Source organism: Pseudomonas sp. 2, assembly GCF_056627435.1.
The window spans coordinates 1-16169 of sequence record NZ_JBWXNG010000005.1; the positions used below are offsets into that span (position 1 = coordinate 1).

14 protein-coding genes are annotated in these 16169 nt (G+C 63.8%); 12 read left to right on the forward strand and 2 right to left on the reverse strand.

Features of this window, described 5'->3' with window-relative positions; all coding sequences use genetic code 11:
• Together AC1MEK_RS09800 and AC1MEK_RS09805 are read right to left on the reverse strand one after the other, a co-directional pair.
• Window positions 1-190: hypothetical protein (locus AC1MEK_RS09800; RefSeq protein ID WP_480396073.1), on the reverse strand; the 190-nt coding region annotated here is incomplete at its 3' end.
• Between the two features lie 280 nt (window positions 191-470).
• Window positions 471-1367, reverse strand: a complete 897-nt coding sequence (locus AC1MEK_RS09805; protein ID WP_480396074.1) for a LysR family transcriptional regulator — start codon at window positions 1365-1367, stop codon at window positions 471-473.
• Window positions 1368-1474: 107 nt separating this feature from the next.
• Here AC1MEK_RS09805 and AC1MEK_RS09810 point away from each other — a divergent pair, with 107 nt between their 5' ends.
• The 12 genes from AC1MEK_RS09810 to pcaC all read left to right on the forward strand — a co-directional run bounded on the left by AC1MEK_RS09810 (window position 1475) and on the right by pcaC (window position 16090).
• Window positions 1475-3025 carry an MFS transporter gene (locus tag AC1MEK_RS09810; protein ID WP_480396075.1) on the forward strand — a complete coding sequence of 517 codons (1551 nt, stop codon included), beginning with the start codon at window positions 1475-1477 and terminating at the stop codon, window positions 3023-3025.
• Window positions 3026-3145: 120 nt separating this feature from the next.
• Window positions 3146-4282, forward strand: coding sequence for a GGDEF domain-containing protein (locus tag AC1MEK_RS09815; protein ID WP_480396076.1), 1137 nt, complete (start codon window positions 3146-3148; stop codon window positions 4280-4282).
• A gap of 107 nt (window positions 4283-4389) precedes the next feature.
• Entirely contained in the window at window positions 4390-6015 is a 1626-nt protein-coding gene (locus AC1MEK_RS09820) for an NADP-dependent glyceraldehyde-3-phosphate dehydrogenase (RefSeq protein ID WP_480396077.1), read from the forward strand.
• Between the two features lie 181 nt (window positions 6016-6196).
• Window positions 6197-6793 (forward strand): LemA family protein, encoded by a 597-nt coding sequence (locus AC1MEK_RS09825; protein ID WP_480396078.1) that lies wholly within the window; start codon window positions 6197-6199, stop codon window positions 6791-6793.
• Window positions 6794-6817: 24 nt separating this feature from the next.
• Window positions 6818-8710, forward strand: coding sequence for a M48 family metallopeptidase (locus AC1MEK_RS09830; RefSeq protein WP_480396079.1), 1893 nt, complete (start codon window positions 6818-6820; stop codon window positions 8708-8710).
• A gap of 207 nt (window positions 8711-8917) precedes the next feature.
• Complete coding sequence (locus AC1MEK_RS09835) at window positions 8918-9466, forward strand: biliverdin-producing heme oxygenase (protein WP_480396080.1); 549 nt, start codon at window positions 8918-8920, stop codon at window positions 9464-9466.
• Entirely contained in the window at window positions 9463-11670 is a 2208-nt protein-coding gene (locus AC1MEK_RS09840; protein WP_480396081.1) for an ATP-binding protein, read from the forward strand. Before AC1MEK_RS09835 ends, AC1MEK_RS09840 begins: the two co-directional genes overlap by 4 nt.
• 213 nt (window positions 11671-11883) lie before the next feature.
• Entirely contained in the window at window positions 11884-12807 is a 924-nt protein-coding gene (gene pcaQ / locus AC1MEK_RS09845) for a pca operon transcription factor PcaQ (protein WP_480396082.1), read from the forward strand.
• Between the two features lie 126 nt (window positions 12808-12933).
• Window positions 12934-13653, forward strand: coding sequence for a protocatechuate 3,4-dioxygenase subunit beta (gene pcaH / locus AC1MEK_RS09850; protein ID WP_480396083.1), 720 nt, complete (start codon window positions 12934-12936; stop codon window positions 13651-13653).
• A gap of 12 nt (window positions 13654-13665) precedes the next feature.
• Window positions 13666-14268 carry a protocatechuate 3,4-dioxygenase subunit alpha gene (gene pcaG / locus AC1MEK_RS09855; RefSeq protein ID WP_480396084.1) on the forward strand — a complete coding sequence of 201 codons (603 nt, stop codon included), beginning with the start codon at window positions 13666-13668 and terminating at the stop codon, window positions 14266-14268.
• A gap of 43 nt (window positions 14269-14311) precedes the next feature.
• Window positions 14312-15676: a 3-carboxy-cis,cis-muconate cycloisomerase gene (locus AC1MEK_RS09860; protein WP_480396085.1), complete on the forward strand. Its 1365-nt coding sequence runs from the start codon at window positions 14312-14314 to the stop codon at window positions 15674-15676.
• 18 nt (window positions 15677-15694) lie between these two features.
• Window positions 15695-16090, forward strand: coding sequence for a 4-carboxymuconolactone decarboxylase (gene pcaC, locus AC1MEK_RS09865; RefSeq protein WP_480396086.1), 396 nt, complete (start codon window positions 15695-15697; stop codon window positions 16088-16090).
• Window positions 16091-16169 lie beyond the last annotated feature (79 nt).

The following is a 16169-nucleotide window of genomic DNA, read 5'->3' on the forward strand; positions in this document are numbered from 1 at the left end:
TTGGCTTGCCAGCGATCTGGCGCGAAGCGGCAGCAAATCCTGTGTACGCGGTCTGTCTGACACGACCAGGTCGCCTGACTTTACTGCCGCTTCGCGCCAGATCGCGAGCAAGCTTGCTCCCACGCCCTTCGGGCAGAATCAAAAACACCCAGCTGTTGCCGTTGCCGTTGCCGTTGCTTTTGATCTTCATGCGCAATAGCCCAGACACCACAAACCGCGACTTGGGTGCAGGCCGAACGGAGGTCTCGTGGAGTGGGTCGAGCGGCATGGATGCCGCGAGAGGCGCGCTGGGCCATGGATGGCCCTTCGCGCCGGGCCCATGGAACGAGACCGGAGAGAGGGAACCCGACGAAGTCGGGCCAAACCAGGAGCAGAAGGACTTGGTTACTTGGTCCTTTCAAGTAACTCGACGAAGTCGAAACAGGTCTGACGTTAGGAAGAACGCCTTTGATCTTGATCTTCCACCGCATTCAGCGCAACCGCTCAGCCAGATACTCCAGCACCGCGCGTGTCTTGGCCGGCATGCGCTGGCCCAGTGGGATCAGTGCATGCACCGGCGGCCCCGGCGCATCCACCTGCGGCAGCACCCGCACCAGTCGGCCGCAGTCCACATAAGGCTGGGCGACCTTATCGTACAGTTGCGCAATGCCAAGCCCCACCACCGCCGAATCGATCATCGCCTGGCCATCGGAAAGGATCAGCACCGGCGTGGGTGAAAACTCCCGCACATGGCCGTTCTCCGTCAGCGACCAGGGCCGCAGACGTCCAGTGAAGCCTCGGAAAATCACCGCTTCATGCTGAATCAGGTCCGCAGCCGACTCGATGGGCGCATGACGCGCCAGGTACTCCGGGGCGGCGTACAGGCTCAGGGTGATGTTGCACAGCTTGCGCACGGTCATCTCGCTGTCCTGCGGCAGGTCGCCCGCGCGCACCACGATGTCCCAGCCTTCGCCCACCGCATCGGACATGCGGTCGGTCATCGACAGCTCCAGGGTGACCTTGGGAAAGCGCTCGCGCAGCTGGGAAATGGTCGGCAAAAACAACTGGCGAAACCCCGACGGAATGTCCAGACGCACCCGCCCGGTGGGTTCCTCCTTGCGCGCCGCCAGCGCCTGGGCGGCATCGCGCAGGCCGTCCAGCGCCGCCTGCGCGGCAATCAGATAAGTCTCGCCGTCTTCGGTCAGGCGCACCGCGCGGGTGGTGCGCTGGAACAGCCGCGTGCCCAGGCGGCTTTCCAGGCGCTGGACCGCCTTGCCGACGTTGGATTTGCTGGTGGCCAGGTTCTCCGCAGCCCGTGTAAAGCTACCGGTCTGGGCGACGGCAACGAAGGCGGCGATGTCGGGAAATGAAGTGTCGGCGCGTTCCATGAATTGTCTCTTGGTGGGCGACTAAGTGTCTCGATTCGGCGAGTTTATCAGTGGTCTGGCGTCAGCAACAATTGCACATCTATCGACTCCCACAGGTATTCACGCTGATGAAACATAACGCCCATCCGGCATCCGGGCGCGACAAACTACTGATCCTCGCTGCGATCTGCCTGTCCGCGCTGGTCTTGCCATTGAGTTTTACCGGCGGCGCGGTGGCAACACCCGCCATCGGCCGCGATCTGGGCGGCAGTGCCGTGGCCCTGACCTGGATCACCAACGCCTTCATGCTCTCGTTCGGCAGCCTCTTGATGGCGGCAGGCGCACTGGCCGATGTGTATGGCCGCAAGCGTCTGTTCACCTTCGGCATGCTGCTGTTCACTGCGGCCTCGGTAGCGCAAAGCCTGGCGCCTTCGGTGTTCTGGCTTGATGTCTTGCGCGCTGTGCAGGGCGTGGCGGGTGCGGCGGCGCTGGCCAGTGGCTCGGCGGCGCTGGCTCAGGAGTTCGAAGGCCATGCGCGCACGCGGGCCTACAGCATGCTCGGCACGACCTTCGGCATCGGGCTGGCCTTCGGGCCGCTGGTGGCTGGCGGGCTGATCGAAGCCTTCAGCTGGCGGGCGATTTTCCTCTTCACTGCGCTGATCGGCGTGATCGCCATGGTCTTCGGCCTGCCACGGATGCGCGAAACCCGCGACCCGCAGGCGACTGGCCTTGACTGGCCGGGCACTGTCACCTTCAGCGGTGTATTGGCGCTGTTTACCTTTGGCGTGATTCAGGCGCCGGAAAGCGGCTGGCAAAGTCCGTTGGTGATCAGTTTGCTCGTAGGTGCTGCGGTGTTGCTGGCGCTGTTCGTGATGATCGAGATGCGCGTCAAGCGGCCGATGCTTGACCTGTCGCTGTTCCGTTACCCGCGTTTTATCGGCGTGCAGATGCTGCCGATCGGCACCTGTTATTGCTACATCGTGCTGGTGGTGATGTTGCCGCTGCGCTTTATCGGCGTCGAAGGCCTGAGCGAAATAGACGCCGGCCTGCTGCTGTTGGCCCTGTCCGCGCCGATGCTGGTGGTGCCAATGCTGGCGGCCAGCCTGGCGCGGTTCATTTCCGCGGGCGTGTTGTCCGGTGTGGGCTTTCTCATCGCCGCGCTGGGCTTGCACCTGTTGAGCCTTTACCAGATCGGTGAGCCGAAGTTCGGCCTGATCGCGCCGATGCTGCTGATCGGCATCGGCGCAGGTTTTCCGTGGGGCCTGATGGATGGCCTGTCGGTGAGTGTGGTGCCCACGGAGCGTGCGGGCATGGCCGCCGGCATCTTCAACACTGTGCGAGTGGCCGGGGAGGGCATTGCCCTGGCCAGTGTTGCGGCCATTCTGGCGTCTCTGCTGCACGGCCAGTTGATGGACGTCGTACAGGCCGCGCCCGGCTCAAGCGAGGCGGCGTTGCTCGCCGAAACCGCGCAACGGGTCACCAGCGGCGACATGGCCCATGCCATCGACCGCGTCGACGGGCTGGCCAACACGCAACTGGTGGCCGGCTACGCTCACGCCTTCGAGTACCTGCTGCACATCCTGACGGTGATCACCCTGCTGTCGGCGGCCGTGGTGCTGGGTTTGCTGAGCCGTGGCAGGGCCGCGAGCAGCGAACCTGAGCGCGAAGTCGCTGTTTAGACAGGCAATGACGCAGAACACAGGTGAATTATCCGCAGTTTGGTGGGCTGACGAGTTGAATACCGTCATGGCCGGGTGCCACAATCACGCCGTTACCGTGACATGGACAGGCGGGATCCGATGCACCCTCATGAGTTTCAACTCGAACGCGATGTCCTGATCCGCGCGCAGGTGCGAACCGACCGGTTGCAGCTGTTGTTCCGGCAAACCTTCTTTTCGGTCACGGGAAGCTTTCTGGGTGCGCTGATGCTGAGCTGGCTGTGCTGGCAGCGGGCCGATCACCAGGTGATCGGGCTGTGGCTGTGCGTGCTCGGTGCCTGCACCCTGGTGCGCATCGTGCTGTTGCTCGGCTATTTCCGCTGTGAGCCGGAGGCGCGCACGCCGGATCGCTGGGAGCGCAAGTACTGGGTCACCCTGGTGCTGTCCGCCGTGGTGTGGGGCGCAGGGGCGCTGGCGCTGATGTGCACCGGCGATCTGCTGACCCGCACCCTGGTGCTGCTGTTCGCGGTGGGCATGTCGGTCAGCGCGGTGTCGTGCTACTCGACGTTTCGCTCGATGACCATCGTTTCCATCGGTCTGGTGCTGCTGCCATCGTCGTTCTGGCTGCTGATCCAGCCCGATGGCACGCAGATCGGCATGGCGGTGGCCTCGCTGGTGTTCGCTTCGTTCGTGATCAGCGCCACGCGCAAGTTGTCCGAGGCCATGGAAACCGCGTTTCGCTTGACTCGTGAAATGGAATACGCCCACAAACTCGCCACCCACGCGGCGCAGACCGACGAGCTCACGGGCCTGAAGAACCGCCGGGCGTTTTTCCACGAGGCCGAACTCATCTACGAACGCAGCAAGCGCAACCACCAGCCGCTGTCGGTGCTGATGCTGGACATCGACCATTTCAAGCGCATCAACGACTCCTACGGCCATCAGGCGGGCGATGAAGTGCTGCGCAAGATCGGCGCGGTGATTCGCGACACCATCCGTGACGTGGATATTTGCGGTCGCCTGGGCGGCGAGGAGTTCGCCATCCTGCTGACCGATTCGGCCCTCGATTCCGCGCAGCAAACCGCCGAGCGTCTGCGACATGCGGTCGCGCAGGTGAGTTGCGAATCGGTCGGCGGCATCACCGCAAGCCTGGGCGTGGCGGCCATCGGTGCACACGACCGCAGCCTGGCGATGCTGCTTAACGAGGCGGACAAGGCGATGTTCCGCGCCAAGGCTCAGGGGCGCAATCAGACGGCGGTGGCTCAGGGCTGTTGCTGAAACCTTTCATGTCACCCGATCGTGACATTTGTCGTAACTCTTTTCATTCCCTCCAACCTGTGGCGTAGTGTGTGCAGCACGTTACCGATTGGAAGAGGTAAAGAGAGATGACCCTGCAAAACCGCCTGGAAAACCTGTATCCCCGCGCCGATGAAATCCCTGAGCAGTTTCGTGCAGGTCCTGCCATCGAGCAGCGCGAATACCTGGTCGATGGCGAACTGCGCCAGTGGCACGGGCCGCTGGCTCCGGTGCTCAGCCCCGTCTCGCTGCAAACCGATGCGGGCCTTGAGTCGGTGACCCTGGGCAGCACGCCGCTGATGGACGCCGACACCTCGATGACCGCGCTGGACGCCGCCGTGAAAGCCTACGACCGCGGGCAGGGCGCCTGGCCGACCCTGCGCGTGGTCGACCGCATTCGTCATGTCGAGACCTTCCTCAAACGCATGCGCGAGCAGCGCGAGGCGGTGGTCACGTTGCTGATGTGGGAGATCGGCAAGAACCTCAAGGACTCGCAGAAAGAGTTCGACCGCACCTGCGACTACATTGTCGACACCATCAACGCCCTAAAGGAACTGGACCGCCGCTCCAGCCGCTTCGAGCTGGAACAGGACACCCTCGGGCAGATCCGCCGTGTGCCGCTGGGCGTGACCCTGTGCATGGGGCCGTACAACTACCCGCTCAACGAAACCTTCACCACGCTGATTCCGGCGCTGATCATGGGCAACACCGTGGTCTTCAAGCCGGCCAAGTTCGGTGTGCTGCTGATTCGCCCGCTGCTGGAAGCCTTCCGCGACAGCTTCCCGGCCGGGGTGATCAACGTGATCTACGGCAGCGGCCGCGAGACCGTCAGCGCCCTGATGGCCAGCGGCAAGATCGACGTGTTCGCCTTCATCGGCACCAACAAGGCCGCCAGCGCCCTGAAAAAACTCCACCCCAAGCCGCACCGCCTGCGTGCTGCCCTGGGCCTGGACGCAAAGAACCCGGGGATCGTGCTGCCGGACGTCAATCTGGACAACGCCGTCAGCGAGGCCATCACCGGCTCCCTGTCGTTCAACGGCCAGCGCTGCACCGCGCTGAAGATCCTGTTCGTGCACGAAAACGTGGTGGGCAGTTTTCTGGAGAAGTTCGAGGAAAAACTCGCCCAGCTCAAACCCGGCATGCCGTGGGAAGCCGGCGTGGCCCTGACGCCGCTGCCTGAACCGGGCAAGACCGATTACCTGCAAGGCCTGGTGGACGACGCCGTGGCCAAGGGCGCCAAGGTGGTCAACGAAGGCGGCGGCACCACCCACGGGCAGTTCTTCTACCCAGCGGTGCTGTACCCGGTGACGCCGGAGATGCGCGTGTATCACGAAGAACAGTTCGGCCCAGTGGTTCCGGTGGTGGCTTATCGTGATCTGGAAACGGTGATCGAATACGTACTCGATTCGGACTTCGGCCAGCAGTTGAGTATCTTCGGCAACGACTCCAAGCAGGTCGGGCGTCTGGTCGATGCGTTCGCCAATCAGGTGGGCCGCATCAACATCAACGCCCAGTGCCAGCGCGGCCCGGACAGCTTCCCGTTCAACGGCCGCAAGAACTCGGCCGAAGGCACGCTCTCGGTGCATGACGCCCTGCGCGTGTTCTCGATCCGCACGCTGGTGGCGACCAAGTTCCAGGAGAGCAACAAGGAACTGATCAGCGACATCATCCACAATCGCGAGTCGAGCTTCCTGACCACCGATTACATCTTTTAAGCAACTGGGCTACCATCCGGCAGCCCACAGGCAACACCGATCCTGTAGGAGCGCGCTTGCCCGCGATGCGTAACGTCTGCAAACGCCCAGGCGACTGACACGACGCAATCGCGGGCAAGCGCGCTCCTACAGCTGTCCATGGTTGGGCACCTATTCTTCTTTTGCAGTCAAGGAAGCCCGCATGAGCGTCTCCGCAGTCGTGTTTCTGGTGGTCGTGGTCGGTTCGGTCGTCTACGTGATCGGCGTCTACAACAAGCTTGTCCTGCTGCGTAACCGTTTCAAGAACGCCTTCGCCCAGATCGAGGTGCAGCTCAAGCGCCGTCACGATCTGATTCCCAATCTGGTGGAAACCGCCAAAGCCTATCTGGCCCACGAACGCGACACCCTGGAAGCCGTGGTCACTGCGCGTAATCAGGCCGTTGCCGGACTCAAAGCTGCGGCCGGCCAGCCGGGCGACGAGCGCAGCATGGCGCAACTGGGCAGTGCCGAAGGGGCGTTGACCAGTGCCATGGGCCGTCTGACCGTGACCATGGAAGCCTACCCGGACCTCAAGGCCTCGCAGAGCATGCAGCAACTGACCGAAGAGCTGACCGGCACCGAGAACAAGGTGGCCTTCGCGCGCCAGGCCTTCAACGACGCGGTCATGCAATACAACACCTACAAACAGTCTTTCCCGCCGGTGTTCTTCGCCGCCAACTTCGGCCACAGGGCCGATGCCGCGCTGCTGGAGTTCGCTGATACCGCACAGATTCAGGCCGCGCCCAAGGTGGCGTTCTAATCGACCCTCGGGCGGGATCAGGCGATGAATTTCTTCGAGCAGCAAGACCGTGCCCGGCGCAACAGCGGGCGCCTGGTGCTGTTGATGACGCTGGCGGTGACCAGTCTGGTGGCATTGACCAGCCTGGCGGTGAGCATCGGCCTGCAGTTCATGGCCGACAGCGGCAGCAAGCACCGCACGCTGCATGTGGCCTGGAATCTGGTGCCCTACATTGCCGCAGTGGTCATCGCCGTGGTGCTGCTGGGCGCCTTGTATAAAAGCCTGCAACTGCGCGAAGGCGGCAAGTCGGTCGCCAAACGTCTGGGCGGCAGGCTGATTACACTGGCCCAGCACAACGACGACGAGCGCAAAATGCTCAATGTGGTCGAGGAAATGGCCATCGCCTCGGGCAGCCCTGTGCCGCCGGTGTATGTGATCGAGGACACCAGCATCAACGCCTTCGCCGCTGGTCTGACGCCGCAATCCGCAGTGATCGGCATCACCCGCGGCGCCATCAGGCTGTTGTCACGCGACGAACTGCAAGGGGTGATCGCACACGAATTCAGCCACATTCACAACGGCGACATGCGCCTGAACACGCGTTTGGTGGCAGTGCTGCACGGCATTCTGCTGATCGGGCTGATTGGCGAGTTCGGCATGCGCAGCGCCAAGGACGGCGAAAAGGCCGCCATCCCCTTGCTGGTCGGTGGTGCCGTATTGTGGGTGCTGGGCTATACGGGGACGTTTTTCGGCAGCTGGATCAAGGCAGCAGTCAGCCGCGAGCGTGAGTTTCTCGCCGACGCCTCGGCGGTGCAGTTCACCCGCGATCCGAGCACCATCAGCGGTGCCCTGAAGAAGATCGGCGGCTACAGCGGCGGCTCGCTGCTGGCGGCCAGCAATGCGCCGGAATTCAGCCATCTGTATTTCGGCGCCGGGGTCTCTGCCTATGTCGAAGGTTTCATGGCGACGCATCCGCCGCTGAAAAAGCGCATTCGCCGGATCGAGCCGAACTGGGACGGGCGCTTTCCCGAAGTGGTCTGGCCGACCGAGCACACGCAGCTGCCGGTCGACCCGATGACGAGAGTGCAGGGGTTGAGTCAGGGACTGAACTTCAGCCTGGCCGATGTCGAGCAGTCGGTGGTCTCGGTGGGCGATCCACAACCGGTTCATCTGGCGATCGCCCGCGATGCCCTGGGGCGCCTGAGCGGTGTGCTCAGTGACGCAGCGCACAGTTGCGAAGGCGCACAGGCCTTGATCTACGGCCTGCTGCTGTCTGCCGACAGCGCGCTGCAGAACCAGCAGTTGCAGCTGCTCAAACCGAAGATCGAGGCACGCGTCGAGGACCGGTTGCGGCGCCTCGTCGCGCCGTTGCAGCAGCTCGATCAGGACCTGCGCCTGCCGCTGATCGATCTGGCGATTCCGGCACTCAAACAGATGGACAAACCGGCCTTGCAGGTTTTCAAGGACAACATGACGCTGCTGATCAAGGCTGATCATAAGGTCGAGCTGCTTGAATGGACCTTGCTGCGCATTGTCGAGCGCAATCTCGATCCACCCCGTCAGCGTCAGGCGCGCTTCGATCTGCTCCAGCTGGGCGATGAGGTCTGCACCTTGCTCAGCGCCCTGGCCCGGGCCGGCAACAGTGATTCGGCGCAGGCGCGTGCGGCGTTCATGCATGCCCGCCAGAGCCTGCCAGTGCCACTGGCCGGTATCGAACCGAACGCCGACGCAGGGCTCAAGGCGGTGGCGCTGGCGGTCAATCGCCTGAACCTGTTGTGGCCGCTGCAAAAGCCGCAGCTGCTCAAGGCCATGGCGCGCTGCATCGAGCACGATGGCAAAGTCACGGCGGCCGAGGCGGAACTGATGCGGGCGGTGGCCAGTATTCTCGACTGCCCAATGCCGCCGATTGCCTCGCTCGCTGTACCCTCGCACGGATAACGGCTCTCCAAACGAAGCTATCCACTCGCGTGTTTACTTTCCGGCGCGACGTCCTTAGTGTGCGCGGTATCCCTCTGCCTTGAACCTGCGGATGACTCTGCACTCCAAGCAACTCATCTCTTTTACTGGACGTCGCCGCTCTTGGTTGAAACCATCCCCGAGTTACAACCCCTCAAGCCTGCGACCACGGCGTCTGCGGCATTGCACATGCTGCGTTCAGCCACCGCGATTCAGCACAAGGCCCTGGAAGCCAGGCTGCTGCTGACGCACCCCGATCTGGATCACGCGACCTACCAACGCATCCTCCAGGCCTACTACGGTTTCCATGCGCCGCTGCAGGCGCTCGTCAACGCTTTTCACGCCGATCCCGAGCGCCAGAAAGTCCCCGCGCTGCTCAAGGATCTGCGCGCGCTGGGCCTGAACGACGCACAGATCGCCGCGCTGCCGCAGTGCCGCGACCTGCCGCAGATCGACAGCCAGGCACAGTTGCTCGGCGTGATGTACGTCATGGAAGGGGCGACGTTGGGCGGGCAGGTGTTGCGCCGCATCATCGCCGAGCGACTGGCGATCGACGCCGACAACGGCGGTGAGTTTCTCGACGTCTACGGCCGCGACACCGGCCGTTTGTGGAAGGCGTTTCTGAGCCGCCTGGCCGAGTTCGATGACCCGCAGCGCAACCCACAGATCGTGGACGCCGCCTGCGCGACGTTCGCGTGCTTCACCCAATGGCTGGATCACAACGGAGTGCTGCAATGACGACGGCCACGGAACACAAGCTGGAAGCGTTGTTGCAGACCTGCGCCGATGAGCCGATCCGCATTCCCGGCGCGATCCAGCCCCACGGTGCGTTGCTGACGGTGGACGAGGCGAGCTGGGTGGTGCAGCAGGCCAGCGCCAATGCGCAATCAATGTTGGGCCTGGGCGCTGACGTGAGCGCAGGCCAGCCGCTGGCCCGCTGGCTGGGCCAGGCGCCGTTCGACGGCCTGCAGGCAGCGTTGGCCAGCGGCAGCCTGGCTGACCTCAATCCGCTGTCCCTGACCTTTGACGGCCAGGCCTTCGACGGCTTGCTGCATCGCCACGGCGGGCTGTTGTTCATCGAACTCGAACCTGTGCAGCAGGCCGACCGTGCGCTGGATCAGCAGTTGGGCCGCACCCTGCGCCGCCTGCAAACGGCGCGCTCGCTGGCAGAGCTGTACGAGATCAGCGTCAATGAAATCCGCGCCCTGACCGGCTACGACCGGGTGCTGATCTACCGCTTTCAGGAAGAAGGCCATGGCCAGGTGATCGCCGAATCCGCGACCCCTGAACTGGACGCTTATCAAGGGCTGTTTTTCCCCGCCACCGACATCCCGCAGCAGGCGCGCGAGCTGTATCGCCTGAACTGGCTGCGGATCATCCCCGATGCGGCCTACACGCCGGTGCCGATGCAGCCTACGCTGCGGCCGGACAACGGCGAGCCGCTGGACATGAGTTTCGCCGTGCTGCGCAGCGTCTCGCCGATTCACTGCCAGTACATCCGCAACATGGGCGTGCGTTCGTCCATGAGTATTTCCCTGCTCAAGGATGACCGGCTGTGGGGCCTGATCAGCTGCGGCAATCGCCAGCCGCTGTTGGTGCCGCACAGCCTGCGCAGCGCCTGCCAGACCATCGGCCAGGTGCTGTCGATGCAGATCAGTGCGTTGGAAGAGTTGCACGCCCAGCGCCAGCGCCAGGAGAAGGACAGCCTGCTCAAGACCCTGGCGCTGGCGATGGCCACGGCTGACGGTGATGTCTATCAGGGCCTGATCGATCATGCGCCCGATCTGCTGACCCTGGCCGACGCGGAGGGTGCCGCGGTGATCATCGAAGATGATGTGCACCTGTTCGGCCAGTGCCCGACGCCCGATCAGGTGCAGGCCTTGCGCGAATGGGTGCAGGCCCAGGCCGATTGCGTGGTGCAAACCTCGAACCTGAGCCAGGTGTTTGCCCCGGCGGCTGATTATCAGGCCATCGCCAGCGGGCTGTTGGCGTTCAGCTTGCCCAAGCCGGTCGATAACGCGGTGCTGTGGTTTCGCCCGGAAGTGAAGGGCAGCGTGAAGTGGAGCGGCAATCCAGACGCCTCCAAGGTGGTGGTCGCCAATCGCCTGCAGCCGCGCGAGTCGTTCGAAGCCTGGAAGAAGCAGGTCGACGCCACCGCCCGGGCCTGGACCGTGGGCGAGGTCTACGCGGTGTCGGACCTGCGTCGTTCGGCGCTGGAGGCGGATCTGGCGCGCCAGGTGCTGCGTGAAAAAGACGCCGTGCGCGCCCGCGACGAGTTGGTGGCGGTGGTGTCCCATGACCTGCGCAGCCCGCTGACGGCCATCGTCATGCAGTGCGGAATGATGCAGCGGGTGATCGGGGCTGACATCAGCCCCTCGTCCAAACGCCTGAATTCGGCCATCGACACCCTGCAACGGGCGACGGCGCGCATGACCAACCTGCTGGAAGACCTGCTCGACACCTCGAAGATCGAGGCCGGGCGCTATTCGATCTCGCCGCAGCCGCTGGACCTGGCGCAGTTCTTCGAGGATGCCTGGTCGCTGCTGGCGCCCATGGCGCTGAACAAGTTCATCGAACTGACCTTCACCAGCGAGCCGGGCCTGAAGATCATGGCCGACACCGAGCGCATGTTTCAGGTGCTGTCGAACCTGGTGGGCAACGCCATCAAGTTCACCCCCAAGGAAGGCCGCATCGGCGTGACGGCGGCGGTGGAAGGTGATTTCGTGGCCATCAGCATCGTCGACTCGGGCGCCGGCATCGCGCCGGATCAGTTGCCCCATGTGTTCGAACGCTACTGGCGCATCCGCGAAGGCAACCCCAGCGGCACCGGGCTTGGGCTGTATATTTCCCAAGGCATCGTCAAGGCCCACGGCGGCGAGCTGATTGCCAACAGTGAAGTGGGCGTGGGCAGCGAGTTTCGGTTTACCGTGCCGTTGGCGTAGCCCATACACAATCGGCTTCTGCCCGGAGGGCGTGGGAGCCCGACTTGTCGGCGATCGGCTGCGCAGCAGTCGTAAACCCTGGCGACGCGGTGTATCTGATGCACCGCATGTGCCCGTTTTGCTGCCGCTTCGCGGCAGATCGCGAGCAAGCTCGACTCCTACGCCCTTCGGGCAGAATCAAAAGCCGTATTCAGCAGCGTTCGAGGCTTTTAATTGAACATCGACACCCGCATCAAATTCCGCCACCTGCTGTGCTTTCTCGAGGTGGCGCGTCAGGGCAGTCTGGCCAAGGCGTCGGACAAGCTCGCCATCAGCCAGCCGGCGCTGTCCAAGACCCTCAAGGAGCTGGAAACCCTGCTCTCGGCCAGCCTGTTCGTGCGCAGCAAAAGCGGGGCGGCGCTGACTGAGGCGGGCGTGGCGTTCATGCGCTATGCCGGCCCCAGCGTGCAGGCGCTGCGCGAAGGGGTGAACAGCCTGAGGTCTGGCGAGCACGAACCGGTCGCAGTGCGGCTGGGCGTGTTGTCGACGGTGGAAAGCCTGCTGGTGCCGGAAGTGATCCGGCGTCTGCACGCGCAGCATCCGGCGCTGGTGGTCAGCGTCGCCACGGGGCCCAGCGCCTATCTGCTGTCGCAGTTGCGCCTGGGGGAACTGGATCTGGTGGTCGGGCGCATGACCGACAGCCCGCAGATCCTGGGCTTGAGCTTCGAGCATCTGTACAGCGAGTCGATGACCCTGGTGGTGCGCGACGGCCATCCGCTGCTGGCCACAGATGAAAGCCGCCCGTCGCTGGAGGACTTCCCGCTGGTGCTGCCGCTGGCGGGCACGACGATCCGCAAGTTCGCCGACAGCCTGTTCGTGCAGCACGGCATCGCGCCGCCGCGCCAGCGCCTTGAAACGCTGTCGCTGACCCTGAGCCATCGCTATGTGCAATGCAGCGACGCGGTGTGGATCGCACCGTTCGACGCGGTGCGCCAGGATTTGCAGCGCGGTGAACTGGTGGAACTGGGGATTCGCGAGTCCGGCGGCTCGGTGGGGCTGTGCAGCAACCCGGCCTTGCCGTTGCCCATCGCCGCGCAGTGGTGCGTCGACACCTTGCGCAAAGTGGGGCAGGCCTACCGCGAGGGGCTCTATCCATAACCATTTGGTTATGGATGCCAGTGTTTTTTTCAGTTTTGCCAGCGGCGATTGCGCGGGACACTGCGCCATCGCCTGCGGCCTTCGAGCCCGGGCGCCACCTCCAATAACGAGAAAAAGGAGACTGGCATGTCCGACGCCCACGACAGCCGTTTCGCCATTCGCGACCGCAATTGGCACCCCAAAGCCCTGACCCCTGATTACAAGACCTCGATCCTGCGCTCGCCGCGCCAGGCGCTGGTGAGCATCCCGCAATCGGTTTCTGAGACCAGCGGCCCCGATTTTTCCCACCTGCAATTCGGCCGTTTCGATGCCGACCTGCTGCTCAACTTCAACAATGGCGGCCTGCCGGTGGGTGAACGCATCATCGTTGCCGGTCGGGTCATCGACCAGTACGGCAAGCCGGTACCGCACACCCTGGTGGAGATGTGGCAGGCCAACGCCGGTGGGCGTTATCGCCACAAGAAAGACGCGTATCTGGCGCCGCTGGACCCGAACTTCGGTGGCGTCGGCCGCTGCCTGACCGACCGCGACGGTAACTACAGCTTCCGCACCGTCAAGCCCGGCCCGTACCCGTGGCGCAACGGCCCGAATGACTGGCGCCCGGCGCACATTCACTTCTCCATCAGCGGCCCGTCGATCTCGACCAAGCTGATCACCCAGCTGTATTTCGAGGGCGACCCGCTGATTCCGCTGTGCCCGATCGTCAAGTCCATCGCTAACCCGGACGCCGTGCAGAGCCTGATCGCCAAACTGGACATGAGCATGGCCAATCCCATGGATTGCCTGGCGTACCGCTTTGACATCGTGCTGCGTGGCCAACGCAAGACCCACTTCGAAAACGTCTGAGGAGCGAATTCCATGCCCGTTCAAATTCTGCCGGAAACCCCGTCTCAGACCGCAGGCCCGTATGTGCACATCGGCCTGGCCCTGGAGGCCGCCGGTAACCCGCCGCGCGAGCAGGAAATCTGGAATGAAATGGCAAAGCCCGGCGCGCCGGGCGAGCACATTCTGTTGCTGGGCCACGTTTACGACGGCAATGGCCACTTGATCCGCGACTCGTTTCTGGAGTTGTGGCAGGCCAATGCTGACGGCCAGTACGACACCGATTACGACCTGCGTAAACCGTTCAACAGTTTTGGCCGCACCGCGACCACCGACGAAGGTGAGTGGATCGCCACGACCATCAAGCCGGGCGTGGTGCGCAATGCGGCGGGCGTGCCGATGGCACCACACGTGAACATCTCGCTGTTCGCCCGGGGCATCAACATTCACCTGCAGACGCGCCTGTATTTCGACGATGAAGCGCAAAACAATGCTGCAGACCCGGTGCTGAACCTGATCGAGCAACCGCAGCGCCGTCAGACATTAGTGGCAAAACGCTGCACGGTAGATGGCAAAGTCGCCTATCGTTTCGACATTCGCGTGCAGGGCGACGATGAAACCGTGTTCTTCGATTTCTGACTCGGGCACGACTGGACGACCCACACATGTCAGGAGCAGTACGTTGAACAGACCGGGCAATCAGCTTTTCGAGCGTTATTTCACCCAGGGCGCCATGGGCCAGATCTTCTCCGATCAGGGCCGGGTGCAGGGCATGCTGGATTTCGAGGCCGCGCTGGCTCGGGCCGAGGCCGAAGTGGGCGCGATTCCGGCCAGTGTGGTCGGAGACATCGAGGCGGCCTGCGATGCCTCGCTGTATGACTTCGACGCCCTGGCCGTGGCCATCGGCAATGCCGGCAATTCGGCGATCCCGCTGGTCAAGGCGTTGGGCCGGGAAATCGCCACGCGCAGCGAAACCGCCGAGCGCTACGTGCACATGGGCGCCACCAGCCAGGACGTGATGGACACCGGGCTGGTGCTGCAATTGCGCAATGCCGTGACGCTGCTGGAGCACGATCTGGCGAGTCTGGCCGAGGCGCTGGCGCAGCAGGCCCAGCGCCACGCCGGCCTGCCCATGGCCGGGCGCACCTGGCTGCAACAGGCGACGCCGGTTACCCTCGGGGCGAAAATCGCCGGCTGGCTGGGGGCGATCACCCGTCATCGCCAGCGCTTGAAGGAACTCAAGCCACGCTTGCTCAGCCTGCAGTTTGGCGGCGCCTCGGGCAGTCTGGCGGCATTGGGTGAAATGGCCTTTCCAGTGGCCGAGGCGCTGGCCCGGGAGCTCAAGCTCAACCTGCCGGACCAGCCGTGGCACACCCATCGCGATCGCCTTGTGGAGTTCGCCAGCCTGTTGGGCCTGATCGCCGGCAGCCTGGGCAAGATCGGCCGCGACATCAGCCTGATGATGCAGACCGAGGCCGGTGAAGTCTTCGAACCCGCTGCGGCGGGCAAGGGCGGCTCCTCGACCATGCCGCACAAGCGCAATCCGGTGGGCGCCGCGGTGATGATTGGCGCCGCGACCCGGGCGCCGGGGCTGGTGGCGACCATGCTCAGCGCCATGGCCCAGGAGCACGAACGCAGCCTGGGCCTGTGGCACGCCGAGTGGGAAACCCTGCCGGACCTGTGCTGCGTGGTGTCTGGCTCGTTGCAGCAGGCGATGGCGGTGATTCCGGGCCTGGAGGTGGATGCCCAGCGTATGCTGCGCAACCTGGACCTGACCAAAGGGTTGGTGCTGGCCGAAGCCGTGAGCATTGCCCTGGCCCAGCGTATCGGCCGCGACGCAGCGCATCATTTGATCGAACAGTGCTGCCGCCGCGCAGTGGAGCAGGGCAGGCACCTGCGTGAAGTGCTGGGCGAAGAACCTGCCATCGGCGCGCAGCTTTCGCCACAGGCGCTGGACAGCCTGCTCGACCCGACCCATTACCTGGGGCAGTCGCGGCGCTGGGTCAAGCGGGCGATCGCCGAGCACCAGGCTTTCAATTTTCGTTAAGTGTGTATGGATTGGAAAATGGACGAGAAACAACGTTATGACGCGGGCATGAAAGTGCGCCGCGAGGTCCTGGGCGATGCCCATGTGGACCGCAGCCTGGGAAAACTCAACGCCTTCAATGGCGAGTTTCAGGAAATGATCACCCGCCACGCCTGGGGCGACATCTGGACCCGTCCGGGCCTGCCGCGCCACACCCGCAGCCTGATCACCATCGCCATGCTGATCGGCATGAACCGCGAGGGCGAGCTGCGCCTGCACCTGCGCGCCGCGAAAAACAACGGCGTGACCCGCGACGAGATCAAGGAAGTGCTGATGCAGAGCGCGATCTACTGCGGCATCCCGGCGGCCAACGCGACCTTTCACCTGGCCGAGGAAGTGTGGAACGAGTTGGGTGTCGAGTCGTTGGAAGGCTAAAGACGAACTCAATCCTGTAGGAGCGACCGGGGTGGCGCTCCACTTCATTCGCGAAGGTCTGTCAGGCGATACATCTCTA

What these genes read in the sequence shown, in the direction of transcription:
- pcaC (WP_480396086.1), top strand. Translation starts at nt 15,695, where the DNA reads ATGGACGAGAAACAACGTTATGACGCGGGCATGAAAGTGCGCCGCGAG.
- AC1MEK_RS09840 (WP_480396081.1), top strand. Translation starts at nt 9,463, where the DNA reads ATGACGACGGCCACGGAACACAAGCTGGAAGCGTTGTTGCAGACCTGC.
- AC1MEK_RS09820 (WP_480396077.1), top strand. Translation starts at nt 4,390, where the DNA reads ATGACCCTGCAAAACCGCCTGGAAAACCTGTATCCCCGCGCCGATGAA.
- pcaG (WP_480396084.1), top strand. Translation starts at nt 13,666, where the DNA reads ATGCCCGTTCAAATTCTGCCGGAAACCCCGTCTCAGACCGCAGGCCCG.
- AC1MEK_RS09825 (WP_480396078.1), top strand. Translation starts at nt 6,197, where the DNA reads ATGAGCGTCTCCGCAGTCGTGTTTCTGGTGGTCGTGGTCGGTTCGGTC.
- AC1MEK_RS09805 (WP_480396074.1), bottom strand. Translation starts at nt 1,367, where the DNA reads ATGGAACGCGCCGACACTTCATTTCCCGACATCGCCGCCTTCGTTGCC.
- AC1MEK_RS09830 (WP_480396079.1), top strand. Translation starts at nt 6,818, where the DNA reads ATGAATTTCTTCGAGCAGCAAGACCGTGCCCGGCGCAACAGCGGGCGC.
- AC1MEK_RS09815 (WP_480396076.1), top strand. Translation starts at nt 3,146, where the DNA reads ATGCACCCTCATGAGTTTCAACTCGAACGCGATGTCCTGATCCGCGCG.
- AC1MEK_RS09810 (WP_480396075.1), top strand. Translation starts at nt 1,475, where the DNA reads ATGAAACATAACGCCCATCCGGCATCCGGGCGCGACAAACTACTGATC.
- AC1MEK_RS09835 (WP_480396080.1), top strand. Translation starts at nt 8,918, where the DNA reads ATGCTGCGTTCAGCCACCGCGATTCAGCACAAGGCCCTGGAAGCCAGG.
- pcaH (WP_480396083.1), top strand. Translation starts at nt 12,934, where the DNA reads ATGTCCGACGCCCACGACAGCCGTTTCGCCATTCGCGACCGCAATTGG.